The sequence below is a fragment of the Burkholderia sp. 8Y genome (assembly GCF_902506145.1).
Classification (GTDB): domain Bacteria; phylum Pseudomonadota; class Gammaproteobacteria; order Burkholderiales; family Burkholderiaceae; genus Caballeronia.
Window position 1 is genome coordinate 598,037 of record NZ_LR733520.1, and the last position, 19,200, is coordinate 617,236.

The following is a 19,200-nucleotide window of genomic DNA, read 5'->3' on the forward strand; positions in this document are numbered from 1 at the left end:
CTCAATGCGTGGAATCCTGCAGAAACAGCTCCTGCAAATCGTTGAGAAAGCGTTGGCCGCGCTCGGTCGGCGCAATGCGCTCGAAATCGCGCGTGATAAGACCGCGCTTTTCCGCCTCGACGAGCGCCGGCTCGATGGCCGAAAGCGCCAGCCCCGTGCGCTCCACGAACGCATGCACCGGAAAGCCTTCGACGAGACGCAGCGTGTTCAGCATGAACTCGAACGGCAGATCGCGCGGGCCGACTTCGCGCTCTTCCTGAATCGCGGTTTCCGTGGGCAACAACGCGTGATCCATATATGTCGCCGGATGCTTGAAGCGCGCCTGCCGCACGATCTTCGACGGAAACGACAGCTTCGTATGCGCGCCCGCGCCGATGCCGAGGTAATCGCCGAAACGCCAGTAATTGAGATTGTGGCGGCTCTGCCGATGCGGCTTCGCGTACGCCGACACTTCGTATCGCGCATAGCCGGCGTCGCGCGCGCGCTCGTGAATCCAGTCCTGCATGTCGGCGGCGGAATCGTCGTCGGGCAGGGCGGGCGGATACTTCGCGAAGAGCGTGTTCGGCTCCATCGTCAGGTGATACAGCGACAGATGCGGCGGCGCGAACGCAATGGCCGTTTCGATATCGCGGCGGCATTCGTCGAGCGACTGCTGCGGCAGCGCGAACATCAGGTCGAGATTGAAGTTGTCGAAGTGCTGCGCGGCGATTTCGACGGCGCGCCGGGCCTGCGTCGCATCGTGGATGCGGCCGAGCGCCTTCAGATGCGCTTCGTTGAAGCTCTGAAGGCCGATCGAGAGCCGGTTCACGCCGCTCGCGCGAAACTGCGCGAACTTCGCCGCTTCGAACGTGCCGGGATTCGCTTCGAGCGTGATTTCCGCGTCGGCGTCGATGGGCAAGAGCGCCCGCGCGTCCGAGAGCAGCCGGTCGAGCCCCTTCGCCGACAACAGCGACGGCGTGCCTCCGCCGATGAAAATGCTATGCACGTGCCGTCCCCAGACGAGCGGCAACGCGCTCTCGAGATCGGCGCGCAACGCGTCGAGATAGCGTTCTTCGGGGAACGTATCGTCCTTCCACTCGTGCGAGTTGAAGTCGCAATACGGGCACTTGCGCACGCACCACGGAAAATGCACGTACAGCGAAAGCGGCGGCAGCGACGTCAGCCGGATGCTGCCGGGCGACGTGAACGCCTGCACGATATTGATCGTCTTCGGTCCGCTGCTCACGCGAGTTCCTTCAGTCGTTGCAGCAGATCACGCAGCGCGAGCGCCCGATGGCTCACCGCGTTCTTGCGCGCGGGATCGAGTTCGGCAGCGGTCATGCCGAGCGTTGGCAGAAAGAAGTGCGGGTCGTAGCCGAAGCCGTGTGCGCCGCGCGGCGTGTCGATGACTTCGCCGTGCCAGCGGCCTTCAGCGATGAGCGGCTCCGGATCGTCGGCGTGCCGCACCAGCACGAGCACGCAGAAGTAATAGGCGCGGCGGTCCGCTTCGTTCGCGAGGTCGGAGACGAGCCGCGCGTTGTTCGCGGCATCGCTTTTGTCGCCGCCATGCTTCATCGCGTAGCGCGCCGAGTGCACGCCGGGCGCGCCGTTCAGCGCGCGCACGCAGAGCCCCGAGTCGTCGGCGAGCGCGGGCAGGCCCGTCAATGCCGACGCGTGACGCGCCTTCGCGAGCGCGTTCTCCACGAACGTCGGATGCGGCTCTTCGGCTTCCGGCACACCGAGTTCGCCCTGCGCGATCAACTCGATGCCCGCCGCGTTCAAGAGCGACGCGAATTCGCGCAGCTTGCCCGCGTTGTTCGACGCCAGCACCACGCGCCCGATGCCATGCGTGTCAGACACCTTCGATCTCCAGCGCGGCCTTTTGCTTCGCGATCAGCGCCTTGATGCCGCTGTCGGCGAGATCGAGCAGCGCGTTCATTTCGTCGCGCGAGAACGGCGCGCCTTCGGCCGTGCCCTGCACTTCGACGAAGCCGCCCGCGCCCGTCATCACGACGTTCATGTCGGTATCGCACTGCGAGTCTTCTTCGTAGTCGAGGTCGAGCACGGGCGAGCCGTCGAAGATGCCGACCGATATCGCCGCGACGAAGTCCTTCACCGGCGATTGCGCGATGCGTCCGCTCGCGAGCAGTTTCGTGACCGCATCGTGCGCGGCGACGAACGCGCCCGTGATGCTCGCGGTGCGCGTGCCGCCGTCGGCCTGGATCACGTCACAGTCGATATGCAGCGTGCGCGGGCCGAGCGCGTTCAGATCGAACACGGAGCGCAGCGCGCGGCCGATCAGGCGTTGAATTTCCTGCGTGCGGCCGGTCTGCTTGCCGCGAGCGGCCTCGCGGTCGCTGCGCGTGTGCGTGGCGCGCGGCAGCATGCCGTATTCGGCGGTGAGCCAGCCTTGATCGCGTCCGGTTAGGAACGCCGGCACGCGTTCGGCGATGCTCGCGGTGCAAATCACCTTGGTATCGCCGAACTCCACGAGCACCGAGCCTTCCGCGTGCTTCGTGTAATGCCGCGTGATCCGCACGTCGCGCAACTGGCTCGCGCGGCGGCCGCTCGGGCGGGCAATGGAAGGCTTCAGCAGGGGAGAGTCGGTCATGGTGTGGAGGAAAGAGAGTGTCGGGCGCGTCTTCGAGCGTTCAGTGCGCCAAGTGGTGCGATTTTATCGTCAATCATGGCGCGGCGTTGCGGGCGGCGGAATGCGCGGCGCGGGCCTGGGCGGACGGGGCGCGCGGTAAAAATGGGATAATGCGGTTTCATCGCCCGGCGGCCAAACGCGTGCCAATCCCAGCGCACCTTCATTCGCGCCGGGCGTTTCGTTGAACCGGCCTTCGCCAGGCGAAGGCTCCCATCGCGAGACGTACCATGATCTACAGCATGACAGGCTATGCCAGCGCGACGCGCGAAGTCGTCGCGGATGGCGCCGGACCCGATGGCGCGCGCGGCGCGGGCGTCGGTGTATCGGTGGAATTGCGCACGGTGAATTCGCGCTTTCTCGACCTGAATTTCCGCATGCCCGAAGACGTGCGCGCCACCGAGCCGCAATTGCGCGAAATGCTGATGACCAAGCTCTCGCGCGGCAAGGTCGATATCCGCATCAACCTGAATCGCGTCGAGCAGACGGCCAATGCGGGCGCGCTCAATCGCGAGGCGCTCACGCAACTCGCCGCCCTCGAGCGCGCCGTGCTCGACACTTTCCCGGATGCCGAACGCATGCGGACCGGCGAAATCCTGCGCTGGCCCGGCGTGCTGGCAGAAAGCTCGGTCTCGCCGGACACGCTGCGCGAAGCGGTGCTCACGTGCGGCAAGCAGGCCATTGCGGATCTCATCGACGTGCGCGCACGCGAAGGCGCGGCGCTCGGCAATGTGCTCATCAACAACGTGACGGAAATGGAAGCGATCGTCGCGCGCATCACGCCGCTCGTGCCCGAACTGATCGCGAAGCATCAGCAGAAGATCGTCGAGCGGCTCCAGGACGCGCTCGGTATCGCGACGTCGGACAACGCGGCGACGACGAGCGTGCCGCGCGATGAAATCGCCGAGCGCATCCGTCAGGAAGTGACGATGTACGGCATTCGCATCGACATCGCGGAAGAGTTGCAGCGCCTGAGCGCGCATCTCACGGAAACGCGCCACGTGCTGCAAAAGGGCGGCAAGGTCGGCAAGCGGCTCGACTTCATGATGCAGGAGCTCAATCGCGAAGCGAACACGCTCGGCTCGAAGGCGGCCGCGAAGGAACTCGCGGATGCGTCGATGACGCTGAAGCTGCTCATCGAACAGATGCGCGAACAAGTACAGAATCTGGAGTAACGCTCGATCATGCCGAACACCACGCATCGCTCGCACAGCACGTACACGGGCATCTATCCCGGCAACCTGTTCATGGTCGTCGCGCCGTCGGGTGCGGGCAAGTCCACGCTCGTGAATGCGCTGCTCGCGCAGGACCCCGCCATCCGCCTGTCCGTTTCGTACACCACGCGCGACCCGCGTCCGGCCGAGACGAACGGCGTCCAGTATCACTTCGTATCCGTCGATGATTTCATGGAACGGCACGACAAGGGCGAGTTCCTGGAAAGCGCGGAAGTGCACGGCAACTACTACGCGACCTCGCGCCTCTGGATCGAAGACCAAATGAAAATGGGCCACGACGTGCTGCTCGAAATCGACTGGCAGGGCGCGCAGCAGGTCAAGAAACGCTTTCGCAACGCGGTGGAGATTTTCATTCTGCCGCCGTCGCTGGATGCGCTCGAAGACCGGCTGAAGAAGCGCGGCCAGGACGCGCCCAACGTGATCGTGCGGCGGCTGCTCGCGGCCGGCAGCGAGATGGCGCATGCGTCGGAAGCGGAGTACGTCGTGATCAACGAGAATTTCGATCGCGCGCTCACCGAACTGCGGTGTCTCGTGGCCGCGACGCGCCTGCGCTTCACGTCGCAATACGCGCGTCACACGCAGCTTTTCGTCGAGCTCGGCATTCATCCCACACACCCGCAATGACGCGAGCGGTGGCCGAGTCGCATCGGTCACATAAGGTAGAATAAAACCCACATCGAGAAGGATACAAACATGGCCCGCATCACTGTCGAAGACTGCCTGAAACAAATTCCGAACCGCTTCGAGCTCGCGCTCGCGGCAACGTATCGCGCGCGTCAACTCGCGCAAGGCCACACCCCGAAGATCGAAAGCCGCGACAAGCCGACCGTCGTCGCGCTGCGCGAAATCGCGGCGGGGCAGGTGGGCGTCGAAATGCTGAAGAAAGTGCCCGTCTGACCGGCGGCTTTTCCGGACCTTTCACCGTTTCATCCGTTTCAATTCTTGCAACCGGCGCAACTGATGGACAAGCGGCGCGTCAGACGAACACGGAGGCGAACATGAGTCAGACACCGCTGCCCGTCTCCGCTTCAGTGGACCCGGACATCGAGATCGATCAAGATTCGCTTCTCGATGCCGACAAGCCGCACGCGGCGCGCAAGTACATCGACGCGGTTCTCGAACAGTCGTTTCGCCATCTGTTCGGGCCGACGGCCACGCCGGAGCAGCCGCGCAAGCACGATGTCGTTTCCATCGCGAATCTGACCAACGCGCTGGCAAGCTACATCTCCGCCGACGAGATCAAGGAAGTCAAGTCGGCTTTCCATTTCAGCGACGAAGCGCACCTCGGGCAGTATCGCCAGAGCGGCGAGCCGTATATCACGCATCCGGTCGCGGTCGCGGAAATTTGCGCGAGCTGGAAGCTGGACGCGCAATCGATCATGGCGGCGCTCCTGCACGACGTGATCGAAGACCAGGGCGTCACCAAGACCGAAATCGCCGAGCGTTTCGGCGCGAAGGTCGCGGAACTGGTCGACGGCTTGTCCAAGCTGGACAAGATGGAATTCCGCAATCGCGAGGAAGCGCAGGCGGAAAACTTCCGCAAGATGCTGCTCGCGATGGCGCGCGACGTGCGCGTCATTCTGGTCAAGCTCGCGGACCGGCTGCACAACATGCGCACGCTGGGCGCGGTGCCGCCGGAGAAGCGCCGGCGCGTGGCGCGCGAGACGCTCGATATTTACGCGCCGATCGCGCATCGGCTCGGCCTCAATAACACCTATCGCGAACTGCAGGATCTGAGCTTCGCGAACTTCAACCCGAACCGCTACGCCACGCTCGAAAAAGCGGTCAAGGCGGCGCGCGGCAACCGGCGTGAAGTCGTCGGCAAGATTCTCGAAGCGGTGCAACGCACGATCGCGGACGCGAAAATCAGCGCGGAAGTGACCGGCCGCGAAAAGACCATCTACAGCATCTACAAGAAGATGCGCGACAAGCAGTTGTCGTTCTCGCAAGTGCTGGATGTATATGGCTTTCGGGTCGTCGTGGAAAGCGCGCTGGAGTGCTATACGTGCATCGGCGCGCTGCACGCGCTCTACAAGCCCGTGCCGGGCAAGTTCAAGGATTACATCGCGATTCCGAAGGTGAACGGCTACCAGTCGTTGCACACCACGCTCGTCGGGCCGTTCGGCGCGCCGATCGAGTTCCAGATTCGCACGCGCAAGATGCACGAAATCGCCGAGGCCGGCGTCGCGGCGCACTGGCTGTACAAGAACGGCGGGGCAGATCTGAACGACGTGCAAAAGCGCGCGCATCAGTGGCTCAAGTCGCTGCTCGACATTCAGAGCGAAGCGGGCGATTCCAGCGAATTCCTCGAACACGTCAAGATCGACCTCTTCCCGGACGCGGTCTATGTGTTCACGCCAAAGTCCAAGATCATGCCGCTGCCGCGCGGCGCGACGGCGCTCGACTTCGCGTATTCCATCCACAGCGACCTCGGCAATCAGTGCGTCGCGGTCAAGATCAACAACGAACTGCTGCCGCTGCGCACGGAGTTGAAGAGCGGCGATATCGTCGAAGTGATCACCGCGCCGTATTCCAAGCCGAATCCCGCGTGGCTCGGCTTCGTGCGTACCGGCAAGGCGCGCTCGGCCATCCGTCACTATCTGAAGACGATGCGCCTGAACGAATCCGTGCAGCTCGGCGAGCGGCTCGTCGATCAAAGTCTGAAGGGCTACGGCCTTGCGCTGTCGGACGTGACGCCGGAAGTGTGGGACAAGCTCGTGCTGTGGACCGGCAACAAGACGCGTCAGGAAATCTTCGCGGACATCGGTCTCGGCCGGCGCGTGGCGGCGGTCATGGCCAAGCGCATCGAAGTGTTGATGAACGGCCGCGACGACGACGACCATTCGCCGCGCGAGCACACGAATACCAACACCGCGCCGCCGGTGGTCATCACGGGCACCGAGGGCATGTCGGTGCAGCTCTCGGCGTGCTGCCGCCCGATTCCCGGCGACGACATCATGGGCTATATCGGCATCGGGCTCGGCATGGCGATTCACACGACCGAATGCCGCGTCGCGCAGCGCATCCACCGCCGCGATCCGGGGCGCTGGATCGACGTCGCGTGGGCGCCGCAGCCGGGGCGTCTGTTCGATGTCGCCGTGAAGGTGCTCGTGAAGAACACGAAGGGCGTGTTCGCGCGCGTGGCGGCGGATATCACGTCGGCGGACGCGAACATCGTTCACATCGCGATGGATGAGGACGTCTCCCAGGAAGCGAAGCTGCTGCGCTTCGTGATTCAGGTGAGCGACCGCATCCACCTCGCGAACGTGATGCGTCGCGTGCGTACGAATCTCGACGTAATGCGTATCGCGCGCGAGCGTCCGAGCGACGAGCCGCATCATCGCAATCAGGACGGCGGCATGCGTATCGACCGGGAACGCGCCGACTACTGATCCGGCGCGGGAACGCGGCGTGCATGCCGGTTGTCGGTTGACCGAAAGCATGGAGAGCGCCGTTATGAATACATCCGACCTCGAAGGCCCCACGCTCGATTACTGGGTGGCGCGCGGCCTTCACGACTTCATCAGAGAAATTCACTTCACCGACAGCGGCGAGACGCTCTCGATCCGCGGCAACGACCGCGGCAAGGCGTGGGACGGGCGTTTTTTGCCGTCGACGTCGTGGGAAGCAGCGTCCGTCGTGCTGGAGCGTGCCTGCCGGCTGGAAATGAGCGACGTCGGGCGCGGCGAAGTGGAATGCACGGCGACGTTCGGCAAGGACGGCGAGCCGGTGCACGCGCGAGGGCCGTCGCTACGCATCGCGCTGCTGCGCGCGTTCGTGCGGCATGCGTTCGGCGAGTGCGTCGAGGATGTCTACTTGCGGCATCCGCAGACCTTGCTCGGCACGCGCGCGGAAGCGATCAGCGAGCCGACGGCGTTTGCATCGGCGGAGGACGTGCCCGCGCCCAACGCGCGCATCGGCGATATTAAATCGCCGCCACGCCCCTGACGACAAGCGCCACGACAAGCCCGGCCAAAACAAAAAGGGCCTTCCGGATGGAAGGCCCTTCGAAGGTGGCGCGGCTGGCAGGATTCGAACCCACGACCCCTTGGTTCGTAGCCAAGTACTCTATCCAACTGAGCTACAGCCGCACGCAAAACGGTACAACAACGATACTGCCAGGTGACTTCAACGCGCTTTTGGTTAAGCGCCTGGTGCTCCGCTTCGAGGCAGAACACCGAAATAAGTGGCGCGGCTGGCAGGATTCGAACCCACGACCCCTTGGTTCGTAGCCAAGTACTCTATCCAACTGAGCTACAGCCGCACGCAGAAGCGGAATTATAGCCAAGCCTGTTTGAAAAAGGAAGAGCCGTTGACCGAAAAATGGCTGCGGCTGGCGCGCGTCATGGTAACTTGACAACTAGAAACGTCTAACACGCGCGACGAGCGTCATTCGCGGAATCTGGAATCGGTTTGCACCATGAACAAGGCATTTGTCAAAGAATCGGACGAGAGCGACGACGATCTCGAACTCGCGCACCCCGACGTACCTGCGGGCGCCAAGAATTACATCACGCCTGCGGGCCATCAGCGGTTGCGTGACGAACTCCTGCAACTGCTCGACAACGAGCGCCCGGAAGTGGTCAAGCTCGTGTCGTGGGCGGCGTCGAATGGCGACCGCTCGGAGAATGGCGACTACATCTACGGGAAGCGGCGCCTGCGAGAGATCGACCGGCGCATTCGCTTCCTGACGAAGCGGCTCGATCTCGCCGAAGTGGTCGATGCGCGCAAGCAGGAGAACGTCGACCAAGTGTTTTTCGGCGCGACGGTGGACTACGCCGGCGACGACGGCATCGTGCATACGGTCACCATCGTCGGCGTCGACGAGGTGGACCTGGACCGCGGGCACGTGAGCTGGGTCTCGCCGGTCGCGCGGGCGCTGCTGAAGGCGAGAATCGGCGATACCGTGCCGCTCCATACGCCGGCGGGCGTGCAGCAAATCGATATTCTCGACGTGCGGTATCCGCGCTGAAGGGCGCGTCGCGCTGGCCGATAGACGAAAAAAAGCCGCTCCGAAGAGCGGCTTTTTGACAAGCAGAACTGCCGTTGCGGCTTAGAAGCGGTGACGAACGCCAACCGTTGCCGAAACCTGGTTCTCCGTCGACGACAGGCCAACGCCGTTGATCGTCGCGCCGATGTTCAGGCCGCCCGTGCTGGTCACGTGCTGGTACTCGCCCTGCAGGTAGACGTCGGTACGCTTCGACAGCGCGTATGCCGTTTGCAAGTCGAACTGGTGGAACTTCGGCTTTTCGCCGCCGATGTGGCTGTCCGTGAACGTGTAGTTGCCCGCGATCGACAGAGCCGGCGTCAGGTTGTAGCGGCCGTTCACTTCGTAGTTCTGGAAGCGCGCGCTGTTGCCCAGGCCGACAGCGCCCAGACCTTGCGTGCCGACGTTCGTCAGACCGACGCCGTTGTCGAACATCGTCTGCGTGAACACGAACCCAACCGTCGCCGGGCCGAACGCATAGTTCAAGCCGCCGCCGAAGATACGCTGACGGCCCGACGCGAACGGCGTCTGGTCAGCCGTGATCGCGCCAGCCGTCTGAACGCCCGTGAGTGCGTTGACCGTGCCGGCGTTGTTCGCCTGGAAGTACGCGCCAGCGACGTTCAACGGACCGTAGTTATACGACACGCCTGCGCTGTACGCGCGGTTGTTGGCGAAACCGCCAGCCTGGTTCGAGAAGCCGTACATCGCGCCGAACTTGAAGCCAGCGTAGTTCGCGCTTGTGTACTTGACCGAGTTGTCGACGCGGAACGTGTTGTCGAGGTTGTCGTTATCGAACGGGTGGGCGAACTGCGTGCCGCCGTACTGCGTGCCCGTCAGAGCGAGAGGCCCGAGGAAGTCGACCACGGAGTCATATTGACGGCCGAGGGTAACGGCGCCGAACTGGTTGCTCGACAGACCGACGAACGCCTGACGGCCGAACTCGCGACCACCTTGGCTGTTCGTGCCGTTCATGATGTTGAAGCCGTTTTCCAAGGTGAAGATTGCCTTCAGGCCGCCACCCAGGTCTTCCGAACCACGCAGGCCCCAACGGCTGCCGTTGACCGAGCCGCTCGTCGCCTTCCAGTTGCTGTGGCCTTGGCCGCCGCTGCCCGGAACGATGTTGTTGTTCGTGTAGGTGATGCCCGCATCGATCAGGCCGTACAGCGTGACGCTGCTTTGCGCGTGAGCTGCGGTAGCGAAGACGCCCGTGAGGGCTGCGACCATGAGAGTCTTTTTCATCTTTGTAACTCCGAGAGCTGATTGGGCCTAAGGAACCCAGGCTTTGAGGAAACCCCGCTGCGACCGGCTGCGAGAGGCGCGATCGGACGAGCAACGTATCGCAGACAGCGACACATTTGTTTCCGGACCAGACGAAGTGTAAAGACGGTGTTACAGGAGGGACGTTCCAGTTTCCGCAATAAATCATTCTCCGATCAGCAATGATCGGCGGGGAGCCCTTTTTCTTTTTGTTTTCAGAGGTTTATGCGGGAATAAAATGGTGAGTGGATAAGTGTCAACACGACTGCGTTGCGCATGTGCGACAGGATTTGGGCGAACGCGCAATGAGAAAAGTCTAGAAAATCGATTGTTGAGAAATCGGCAAGAGAAGATTGCGCGCAGTAAAGGTAATAGTTGCGAAGGCCATCGCTATACTGTCATTTCTGCTTTTCGAAGCAGACTTTTTCGTTGACGGAAAAGATCTCCAAACTTTGTCAGCGCGGCCTTCCGGTCGCGCTTTTTTTTGTCGGTCGGATGCTGCGGTCAGGGCGTGGGGAGCTCGGCGGCTTCTTGCGGCTTCGCTACCACGTCGTTGTCGAGCGGCGTCGCCCAGTCTTCGACGACGTAGCGGCGGGCATCCATCGGCGATGACAACAAGTTCTGCCAGTGATCGCCATGCCATGAAGGCTCGAATGCAAGAGGCGATACCGACGACGCGTCCGCTTCAATCGACGAACTGGCGAACGATTTTAGCCATTGCGCAAGACGCATTAAGTGATTCATCGATAGCCCTCCGACTCTTTGCATTACAGTCTGATTCGATCATGCGCTCGCATAGAGAATCGGGTAAGTCGAGTTAACACTTACGGCTTCGTGGCGCGATTTACATTGCTGACGACGGTTGTATTTTCGAATGTGAAGAATCGGTATTAAGTCCGAGACGGAGCGAGAAGCAGTCGCGAATCTTGCTGCCTGACCGCAGATTAATTCGAAAGGGCAAACGAACGGAAACCGCGTTAATTTTATACGCCGGTTAATACCCGAATTGAACATGAAATAATTCAGCGCCGGTCCCGCGCGGGGCCGAGGGGGTCCGCTCCGAGGCCCTGCTGCCTGCCATGCATGCGGCCATGCCCTAACACAACAAATGTCCGAGCAGTAAAGGAGTCGCGGTCTTGTGAGTCGGGGTTTGTCCGAGATTGCAAACGCGAGAACGTGAGCTAAATAAAGCGCGCGAAGCATAAGTCTGCGTCGCGGCGGCTTCATAATATCGCGGTAAATCGGTGAAAATACTTACGGCCGACGCCCTCAAGTTGATCAATGAATTGCCGATACACGCGCGTTCGGCGTTGCCGCGTTTTCAAGTACGCGTGCGTTAGAATGGGCAATTCGCAACCATATTGCACGGCCTGAATCCGCCGCACCGCTCCTCCACGATGCACCTTCATCCGCCTCCCGACTTCGCGTTACCCTCTGAACCGCTGGTTTTCGTCGACCTCGAAACGACAGGCGGTACGTTCGGCGTCGATCGCATCACCGAGATCGGAATCGTGGAGGCTGGGCCGCACGGCGTGTCGCAGTGGACGTCGCTCGTCAATCCGGAGCGGCCGATTCCCGCGTTCGTTCAGCAGTTGACCGGCATCGACGACGCGATGGTCCGCCATGCGCCCACCTTCGCCGAACTCGCGGCCGGCTTGCTCGACCGGATGCACGGGCGGCTGTTCGTCGCGCACAACGCGCACTTCGACCACAGCTTTCTGAAAGGCGAGTTCAAGCGAATCGGCATGCGCTTCGTGCCGGACGTGTTATGCACGGTTCAGCTTTCGCGAGCCGTTTATCCGGCCGAAACGCGGCATGGCCTCGATGCTCTCGTCGAGCGTCACGCGCTCGTGCCCACGGCACGCCATCGCGCGCTCGCGGATGCCGATCTCCTGTGGCAGTTCTGGCAGCATCTGCATCGGGCGCACGCGCCGGAATTGCTCAGCGCGCACGTGGAACGCGTGACGCGCCGGTTCCGGCTCGCGGCGCAGATTGACGAGGACACCATTGAGCGCATTCCGGCGGGCTGCGGCGTGTATGTGTTTTTCGGCGACGACGACGCACCGATCCATGTAGGCCGGAGCGTGCGGCTGCGACAGCGCGTGCGCTCGCATCTGACAGGACCGCGCCGCTCGGCGAAGGACTTGCGCTTGGCCGCGCTCGTGCGGCGCGTCGAATGGCGGGCGACAGGCGGCGAAATCGGCGCGATGCTTGCCGAAGCGCAGATGATCGCGACGCTTCGTCCGTCGCTCAATCGCGCGCCGAAGTCGCGCGCGGGCGATGCGCGCAGCATGCCGTGGCCGCACGCGGGCGCCATCGCGATCGAGGAGCGCGATGCGGCGACCGGTCAGCGCGCCTGGCATGTGATCGACAACTGGCAGTATTTCGGCACCGCCGAGACGCTGCCGCAAGCGCGAGAGCTCCGCGCGAATAGCCAACCCGCGTCGTTCGATCTCGCGATCTACCGCATCCTCGGCGAGCGCCTGGCGCGCGGCCTCGCGTTCACGGCGCTGCGGCAGGACGCGTTCGCCACCGCAACCTCCTAGCGTCAGCCAACCGCGCCGACGCCCCCGCCCGCGCAGACATGCGACAGCGCATGAGAAAGCGGCGCGTTCATCGACGAATCATAGCGCGTGACATGCTTCCAGCGCGCGACGCTTTCCGCGAGGCGCAGCGGGCAGTCGTCGGCGTGACGCATCGGCTCGACGCGCGAAAGCGCGCCCAGAAGCGCGCCGGTCAGGCGATCCAGCTTCGGGCGCGTGTCATTGGCGAGATCGGGCGGCGAACTTTCGGGCGCGGCCTTCAATGCGCGCCAGTTCGCGAACAACGCGTTCTGCACGTCCTTGCTCGCATCGATCTGATCGCGAAAAAACTGTTGCGCGAATTCCGGATCGAGGTCTGCAGCGCGCGCTCTTTCGTCGACTTGCTTGAGCAACGCGGCTTCGCGCGGCGCGTCGGTGATCGGCTCGTGGCGCGCCCATTTCCAACGTGCGACCGGTTCGGCCAGCGCGAGGCGTTGCGAAACCAGCGCGACGAGGTTGGTGAAGGCAGTGTCATCGCCGTCTGCGTGCGCGGGCGCGCCGGCCGCGAGCAGCAGCGCCAAGGCGATAGTCAGGTGCGAGAGAGAAGAGAGGGGCGATCGATGGCGCATCGTCTGGGCGGCTCGCGCAAAAGCGCCAGCATAGCGCAGGCGCGATAGAGGGCGGGCTGAGAATCGGACGAACAGACAAACGGAGCGAGGCGTGCGCCCGCTGCCGTTCAGAAGAAGAGGGCGTGAAGCATCCTGGCGTCTGCCATATGCGGACGGCGAAGTCCGGGCGCGCCGCGCGCACCGGGCGTCGTGTTCACGACGGCGGCGTGATGGCTCAGTGCGGCCGCCTACTTGACCGAAGCCAGCTTGCGCTGCTCGTCGAAGAACGCGCGCACGTGCTCCGGCAGTTCGGTCGCGAGAAACTCGACCGCTACCGGCTCCGGGTCCGGACAATGCACCTTGTCGGGCGTCGGGATTTTCGTCGGTTTGGCGTCCATGATTCTCTCCTTGGTGTCATCTACATTCGATTGCTGGCGATTGCGCCTGCCGCGTTTCTTGCAGGCGGCGCAAAGACCGATAACGTGTTCCTTGTATATGCGTTATCGGATCGGCGTTGCTTCAGCTTGAACGGCAAACGCGGGCTTTCAATCCCGCGAATGATCGTTCGTGCGGCGGTCGGTAAATTCCGCTGTCGGCTGATTTCATCCACTTTAGTTTTAGCAAAAACTACGCAGCGGACCAAGCTGCCAACCTAGTGGAAAGCCCCGTCCTGCCAGGGGCGCGCGGGCGCACGGCGCCGCTCCTCGCTCGCTGAACTTTAGCCTTTCCTCTATGGATATAACGATACCGGGAAACCATCGTTGACGCTGCATGGTGCGGAGCGGAAAATGGTTCGTTGTGGTACGAAACCGCACATAAGGCGCGAATTAGCGAAGCCGGTTGTCCGAATGCGAAACGCTTTTGCGTAATCGCGCCGCGCAACGCAAAAGAGCGCACACGGAAAGCGCAGTGAATGCGCGATGCACAAAAGCGCACTCGCGGCGAGAGGGCGATCTGGAGACAGGCGTTCCGGAAGACCAATAGCAAAACCCCGCGTCATTTGCATGAACGCGGGGTTTTGATTGCTGCTGAATCTTGTGGTGCCGGAAAGAGGAATCGAACCCCCGACCTTCGCATTACGAATGCGCTGCTCTACCGTCTGAGCTATTCCGGCATCAGAGAAACAAGATTATAGCGAGCTCATTCTCGATTTGGCAATACCCTGAATCAAACTTTCTTTTCGAGATGGTAGCGGGTCACGCGATCCACTTCGTTCTTCGAGCCGAGGAACACCGGCACGCGCTCGTGCAGGCTCGTCGGGACGATATCGAGAATGCGCCGCTCGCCGTTCGTCGCGGCGCCGCCCGCCTGTTCGACGATAAACGCCATCGGGTTCGCCTCGTACATGAGGCGCAGCTTGCCGGGACGATCCGGCGTGCGCTTGTCGGCGGGGTACATGAAGATGCCGCCGCGAGTCAGGATGCGATGCACATCCGCGACCATCGACGCAATCCAGCGCATGTTGAAGTCTTCCTTGCGCGGGCCGTCCTTGCCCTCGTTCAGCTCGTTGACGTAACGCTGCACCGGCTCGTACCAGTGGCGGCTGTTCGATGCGTTGATCGCGTATTCGCGCGTTTCGGTCGGCACCTGCATGTCGCGCTGAGTCAGCACCCACGAGCCAAGCTCGCGGTCGAGCGTGAAGCAGTTGACGCCGTGGCCCACGGTGAGCACGAGCACGGTCTGCGGCCCGTACACGGCATACCCCGCAGCCACCTGAGCGGTTCCCGGCTGCATGAACGCCGCTTCCGACGGCTCGGCGCCGTCCGGGCAGCGCAGCACCGAAAAGATCGTGCCGATCGACACGTTGACGTCGATATTGGACGAGCCGTCGAGCGGGTCGAACGTCAGCAGATAGTTGCCCTTCGGATAGCGGTTCGGAATCGGGAAAATCTTTTCCATTTCTTCCGATGCCATCGCGGCCAGATTGCCGCCCCATTCGTTGGCTTCGAGCAGAATTTCATTCGAGAGCACGTCGAGCTTCTTCTGCACTTCACCCTGAACGTTTTCGCTGCCGGCGGAGCCGAGCGCATCGCCGAGCGCGCCTTTGCTCACCTGATAGCCGATTTGCTTGCAGGCACGCGCGACGACTTCGATCAGAAGACGCAAGTCGGCCGGCAGGTTCTGGTGTTCGCGCTGCTGCTCGATGAGGTACTTGGTGAGCGTGGTGCGGCTTGAAATGGAGGACATACTGGGCTCCGGTGAGCGTTAGACGAATATTCACGATTCTAACCGCTCGATCCTGCTCGCCCATGTGACAGCACCGGCCGTCGCCGCCATAAACAAGAATGGCCGTCGCGCGAAACATCGCGCGACGGCCATCGGATGCAACGCCTGCCGCTGAACAGCGATTACGCCGCCAGCGCCTTTTCCACCACCTCACGCACGTCGCGCGACTTCGCCTTCGACGCGACTTCGTTCAGCGCCGCGTGCATCTTTTCGCGCAAGGCCGGGGTGAAGCGCCGCCACATCTCGAGGCCGCGCGCCAGCCGGGCGGCGACCTGCGGATTCAGCGCGTCGAGCGCGATGACCTGTTCGGCCCAGAATGCGTAGCCCGAGCCGTCGACAGCATGGAACTGCGCCGGATTGCCGCTACAGAAGCTGAAAATGAGCGAGCGCGCGCGGTTCGGGTTCTTGAGCGTGAACGCGGGATGCTGCATCAACTGGCGCACGACCTCGATCACCTTGCGCTGCTCGCCGCCGCGCTGCGTCGCCTGAAGCGCGAACCACTTGTCGACGACGAGCGCCTCCTTCTCGAAGCGGCGATAGAAGTCGGCCAGCGCGGCGTCCGCGACGCTCGCGTCCGCCCCTGCGGTCGCGCTCGCGAGCAGCAGCGCCGAAAGCGCGGCGGAGCGGTCGGTCATGTTGTTCGCGTCGTCATATTGCTTTTGCGCGAGACGCACGGCGTCGCTCGGATCGTCGAGCTGGCTGAGATAAGCGAGCGCGAGATTCTTGAGCGCGCGCTTGCCGGCGTCTTCCGGCGTCGGACGATATTCGCCCGGCGTGCGGTTCGCCTCGTAGACGGCGAGCCACTTGTCGCGCAACTGCGAGGCAAGCCGGCGGCTCAGGAACACGCGCGCCGCGTGGACGGCGGCGGGGTCCGACACGTTCATCTGCTCGGCGAGGTAGCTCTCCGACGGCAGCATCAGCGCGAGTTCGCGGAAGGCGGGCGTGAGCGAAGTGTCGTCGAGCACCTGCGCGAACGCCGCGATGACTTCGTTGCCGATGGAAAGCGTCTCGCCCTTCGCCGCGCGCCCGGCGAGGGCGAGAAGCTCGCGCGTGGCGAGGCGCTGGCCGGCTTCCCAGCGGTTGAACGGATCGCTGTCGTGCGCGAGCAGGAACGCGAGCTGTTCGTTCGTGTAGTCGAATTCGACGATCACCGGCGCGGAGAAATTGCGCAACAGCGACGGTAAGGGCGCTTCTTCGACATCGACGAAGGTGAACGACTGCTCGCGCTCGGTGAATTCGAGCACGCGCGTCGTGCCGCTCGGCTCTTTCTCGCCTTCGAGACGCAGCGGCAAATCCGCGCCGTTCGCGCCGATCAGACCGACCGAGAACGGAATCAAGAGCGGTCCCTTTTGCGTCGCGCGGGCGGCTTCGGAGGTCTCGCCGTAGCCTTGCGCGAGTGTCAGCGTGTACGTCTTCTTGGCGGCGTCGTACGACGCGCGGACGCTGACGCGCGGCGTGCCCGCCTGGCTGTACCAGCGTTCGTATTGCGCAAGATCGCGATGATTCGCGTCGGCCATCGCCTGACGGAAGTCGTCGCAGGTTACGGCCTGGCCGTCGTGGCGCTGGAAGTAGAGGTCCATGCCGCGCCGGAAGCCGTCGCGTCCGAAGAGCGTCTGATACATCCGCACGACTTCCGAGCCTTTCTCATAGACGGTCATCGTGTAGAAATTGTTGATCTCGACGTAGCTCTCCGGGCGCACGGGATGCGCCATCGGGCCGGCGTCCTCGGCGAACTGCATCTGCCGCAGCACGCGCACGTCTTCGATGCGCTTCGTCGCGCGCGCGGCGGCGCTCGCCGCGCCATCGGCGTCGCCGGCGGCCATGTCGGCCGAGAACTCCTGATCGCGGAACACGGTCAGCCCTTCCTTCAGGCTCAACTGGAACCAGTCGCGGCACGTCACGCGGTTGCCGGTCCAGTTGTGAAAATACTCGTGGCCGACCACCGCCTCGATATTCGAGAAATCCGTGTCCGTCGCCGTTTCCGGGTTGGCGAGCACGTACTTCGTGTTAAAGATATTGAGACCCTTGTTCTCCATCGCGCCCATGTTGAAGTCGCTCACCGCGACGATCATGAAGCGGTCCAGATCCAGTTCCAGCCCGAAGCGCCTTTCATCCCAGCGGATCGAGTGGATGAGCGAGTCCATCGCGTGACGCGTCTTGTCGAGATCGTGTTTCTCGACCCACACCTGCAACAGCTTTTCCTTGCCGGAGCCGCTCTTGATGCGCTCTTCCAGCGCCACGAGCTTGCCCGCGACGAGCGCGAACAGATAGCTCGGCTTCTTGAACGGGTCTTCCCACTTGGCGAAGTGGCGGCCATCGGGCAGATCGCCTTCGTCGATCAGATTGCCGTTCGACAGCAGCACCGGATACGCCGCTTTGTCGGCGCGCAGCGTGACGGTGTAGGTGGCCATCACGTCGGGACGGTCGAGGAAGTACGTGATGCGCCGGAACCCTTCCGCCTCGCATTGCGTGAAGAAGTTGCCGCTCGACACATAGAGTCCCGAGAGCGTCGTGTTCTGCTCCGGATTGCAGATGCTCTCGATGCTCAGTTCGAACGTGTCGCCGGGAAGGCCGCCGATCGACAGGCCGTTCGCGCTAGTCTGCACAACCGCGTGCGCGGCGCCGTTTATCGCGGCACGCACGAATTCGAGCTGCTCGCCGATCAGTTCCAGGCGCGGCGCATCGCCGGGCGCGTCGGGGTTGCGGCGCAGGCGCATGGTGTTCTTCACGACCGTGCGCGACGGCACGAGGTCGAACTCCAGCGCGACCGAATCGATCAGGAAAGCGGGCGGCGTATAGTCCTCGCGGCGGATCACAGCGGATGCGGTCGGTGCGGGCGTGTTGGACATGGCAAGATCTTCTCGGTGAGAGTGGCGGCCCGCGGCACGGCGTGCGGCACGAATGCGGGCTCGGCAGGTCGAACCATTGTACAAAACGCTAGGCGGTCGTGAATCGGGCGGCGGGGAGTATCGCGATGAACGGCCGCCGTTCCCCGCCGGGAAGCGCAGTCCACGAAACGAGGATGACCATGAATCTTTCGATACATCGGCTGATGCGCGCCCCCTGCCTGCTCGGCGCGCTGTGGCTCGCGGGCTGCACGACCTACGTGCAAACGCAGGTGACCGCGTTCTCCGACTGGACCGGCAGCGACAGCACGCGCACTTATGCCTTCGCGCGCCAGGACGAGCAGCAGAACAGCATCGAGCAGAGGACGTACGAAACGCTCGTCGCGAGCGAGCTGGCGAAATACGCGTTCAAACAGGCGCCGGAAGCAGGCGCGCGCTATCAGGTGGCGCTCGCGTACTCGGTGCGCGGCGACCTCGTGACCGTGCGACAGCCCGTCTATTACGATCCCTGGCCGATGTACGGCTACTACGGCCGTCCGTTCTGGGGTCCGTGGGGCGGCTTCGGCCCTTACGGGCCGTGGGGCCCGACGGGCTACGTGGACCAGAGCTACCCGGTCTATATCCACGCGCTGCAGATCCGCATGACCGACCGCTCGACGGGACGCGAGGTCTACAAGGTGACGGCGGTCAATTCGACCGACGACGCCTCGCTTTATCGCGCGATGCCGTATCTTGCCCGTAGCGCGCTCGCCGGCTTCCCGCTCGGCAATGGCACGGTGCGCACGGTGACGCTGCCGGTGGACAAGAACGGCGGCATCGGCAACGAGACGGCGGCATCGGTCGATACGAATCCGAACGGGGCCGCGCCCGCACCCAAAACGGTGGAATGACAC

General features: G+C 63.2%; 17 protein-coding genes and 3 tRNA genes. 8 read left to right on the plus strand and 12 right to left on the minus strand.

Annotated elements, in window-relative coordinates:
* Position 1: 1 nt before the first annotated feature.
* Genes hemW through rph form a run of 3 tightly spaced genes read right to left on the minus strand, consistent with a single transcriptional unit; the run spans position 2 to position 2,590 of the window.
* The gene (gene hemW, locus GV035_RS13355) at positions 2 to 1,225 is read right to left on the minus strand and encodes a radical SAM family heme chaperone HemW (protein ID WP_159835551.1); all 1,224 of its coding nucleotides are present in this window, start codon (positions 1,223 to 1,225) and stop codon (positions 2 to 4) included.
* On the minus strand, positions 1,222 to 1,839 hold the full coding sequence (gene rdgB, locus GV035_RS13360; RefSeq protein ID WP_159835552.1) for an RdgB/HAM1 family non-canonical purine NTP pyrophosphatase: 618 nt from the start codon (positions 1,837 to 1,839) through the stop codon (positions 1,222 to 1,224). Before rdgB ends, hemW begins: the two co-directional genes overlap by 4 nt.
* A complete protein-coding gene (gene rph, locus GV035_RS13365) occupies positions 1,832 to 2,590 on the minus strand; it encodes a ribonuclease PH (protein WP_159835553.1) in 759 nt (252 codons plus the stop codon). The genes rdgB and rph overlap by 8 nt, the downstream gene beginning before the upstream one ends.
* A 266-nt stretch (positions 2,591 to 2,856) precedes the next feature.
* Between rph and GV035_RS13370 the strand changes: the two genes are divergently transcribed.
* The 5 genes from GV035_RS13370 (at position 2,857) to GV035_RS13390 (ending at position 7,809) form a co-directional block, all read left to right on the plus strand.
* Positions 2,857 to 3,801, plus strand: a complete 945-nt coding sequence (locus tag GV035_RS13370; protein ID WP_159835554.1) for a YicC/YloC family endoribonuclease — start codon at positions 2,857 to 2,859, stop codon at positions 3,799 to 3,801.
* A 9-nt stretch (positions 3,802 to 3,810) separates the two neighbouring features.
* Positions 3,811 to 4,485: a guanylate kinase gene (gmk, locus tag GV035_RS13375; protein WP_159835555.1), complete on the plus strand. Its 675-nt coding sequence runs from the start codon at positions 3,811 to 3,813 to the stop codon at positions 4,483 to 4,485.
* Positions 4,486 to 4,554: 69 nt separating this feature from the next.
* Entirely contained in the window at positions 4,555 to 4,758 is a 204-nt protein-coding gene (rpoZ, locus tag GV035_RS13380) for a DNA-directed RNA polymerase subunit omega (RefSeq protein ID WP_006025620.1), read from the plus strand.
* A 101-nt stretch (positions 4,759 to 4,859) separates the two neighbouring features.
* Positions 4,860 to 7,253 carry a RelA/SpoT family protein gene (locus tag GV035_RS13385; RefSeq protein WP_159835556.1) on the plus strand — a complete coding sequence of 798 codons (2,394 nt, stop codon included), beginning with the start codon at positions 4,860 to 4,862 and terminating at the stop codon, positions 7,251 to 7,253.
* A gap of 64 nt (positions 7,254 to 7,317) precedes the next feature.
* Positions 7,318 to 7,809, plus strand: coding sequence for a phage protein NinX family protein (locus GV035_RS13390; protein WP_159835557.1), 492 nt, complete (start codon positions 7,318 to 7,320; stop codon positions 7,807 to 7,809).
* Positions 7,810 to 7,875: 66 nt separating this feature from the next.
* On the opposite strand, the gene GV035_RS13395 is transcribed toward GV035_RS13390, so the two are convergent.
* Both GV035_RS13395 and GV035_RS13400 read right to left on the minus strand, forming a co-directional pair.
* Positions 7,876 to 7,952 (minus strand) — tRNA-Arg (locus GV035_RS13395).
* A 96-nt stretch (positions 7,953 to 8,048) separates the two neighbouring features.
* Positions 8,049 to 8,125: transfer RNA gene (locus GV035_RS13400), tRNA-Arg, on the minus strand.
* A 156-nt stretch (positions 8,126 to 8,281) separates the two neighbouring features.
* Between GV035_RS13400 and greB the strand changes: the two genes are divergently transcribed.
* Complete coding sequence (gene greB, locus GV035_RS13405; RefSeq protein ID WP_159835558.1) at positions 8,282 to 8,833, plus strand: transcription elongation factor GreB; 552 nt, start codon at positions 8,282 to 8,284, stop codon at positions 8,831 to 8,833.
* A gap of 81 nt (positions 8,834 to 8,914) precedes the next feature.
* On the opposite strand, the gene GV035_RS13410 is transcribed toward greB, so the two are convergent.
* Entirely contained in the window at positions 8,915 to 10,087 is a 1,173-nt protein-coding gene (locus GV035_RS13410; RefSeq protein ID WP_159835559.1) for a porin, read from the minus strand.
* Positions 10,088 to 10,609: 522 nt separating this feature from the next.
* Entirely contained in the window at positions 10,610 to 10,849 is a 240-nt protein-coding gene (locus GV035_RS13415; protein ID WP_159835560.1) for a hypothetical protein, read from the minus strand.
* Positions 10,850 to 11,502: 653 nt separating this feature from the next.
* Between GV035_RS13415 and GV035_RS13420 the strand changes: the two genes are divergently transcribed.
* Positions 11,503 to 12,651: an exonuclease domain-containing protein gene (locus GV035_RS13420; RefSeq protein ID WP_159835561.1), complete on the plus strand. Its 1,149-nt coding sequence runs from the start codon at positions 11,503 to 11,505 to the stop codon at positions 12,649 to 12,651.
* 2 nt (positions 12,652 to 12,653) lie between these two features.
* Here GV035_RS13420 and GV035_RS13425 read toward each other — a convergent pair whose 3' ends face one another.
* The 5 genes from GV035_RS13425 to pepN form a co-directional block, all read right to left on the minus strand.
* Positions 12,654 to 13,256 carry a chorismate mutase gene (locus GV035_RS13425; RefSeq protein ID WP_159835562.1) on the minus strand — a complete coding sequence of 201 codons (603 nt, stop codon included), beginning with the start codon at positions 13,254 to 13,256 and terminating at the stop codon, positions 12,654 to 12,656.
* A 227-nt stretch (positions 13,257 to 13,483) separates the two neighbouring features.
* Positions 13,484 to 13,633 carry a hypothetical protein gene (locus GV035_RS29115; RefSeq protein ID WP_175939762.1) on the minus strand — a complete coding sequence of 50 codons (150 nt, stop codon included), beginning with the start codon at positions 13,631 to 13,633 and terminating at the stop codon, positions 13,484 to 13,486.
* Positions 13,634 to 14,273: 640 nt separating this feature from the next.
* Positions 14,274 to 14,349: transfer RNA gene (locus GV035_RS13430), tRNA-Thr, on the minus strand.
* Positions 14,350 to 14,402: 53 nt separating this feature from the next.
* Positions 14,403 to 15,422, minus strand: coding sequence for a class 1 fructose-bisphosphatase (locus tag GV035_RS13435; RefSeq protein WP_159835563.1), 1,020 nt, complete (start codon positions 15,420 to 15,422; stop codon positions 14,403 to 14,405).
* A gap of 161 nt (positions 15,423 to 15,583) precedes the next feature.
* On the minus strand, positions 15,584 to 18,310 hold the full coding sequence (pepN, locus tag GV035_RS13440) for an aminopeptidase N (RefSeq protein WP_159835564.1): 2,727 nt from the start codon (positions 18,308 to 18,310) through the stop codon (positions 15,584 to 15,586).
* A 179-nt stretch (positions 18,311 to 18,489) separates the two neighbouring features.
* Between pepN and GV035_RS13445 the strand changes: the two genes are divergently transcribed.
* Positions 18,490 to 19,197, plus strand: coding sequence for a DUF4136 domain-containing protein (locus GV035_RS13445; RefSeq protein ID WP_159835565.1), 708 nt, complete (start codon positions 18,490 to 18,492; stop codon positions 19,195 to 19,197).
* Positions 19,198 to 19,200: the final 3 nt, after the last annotated feature.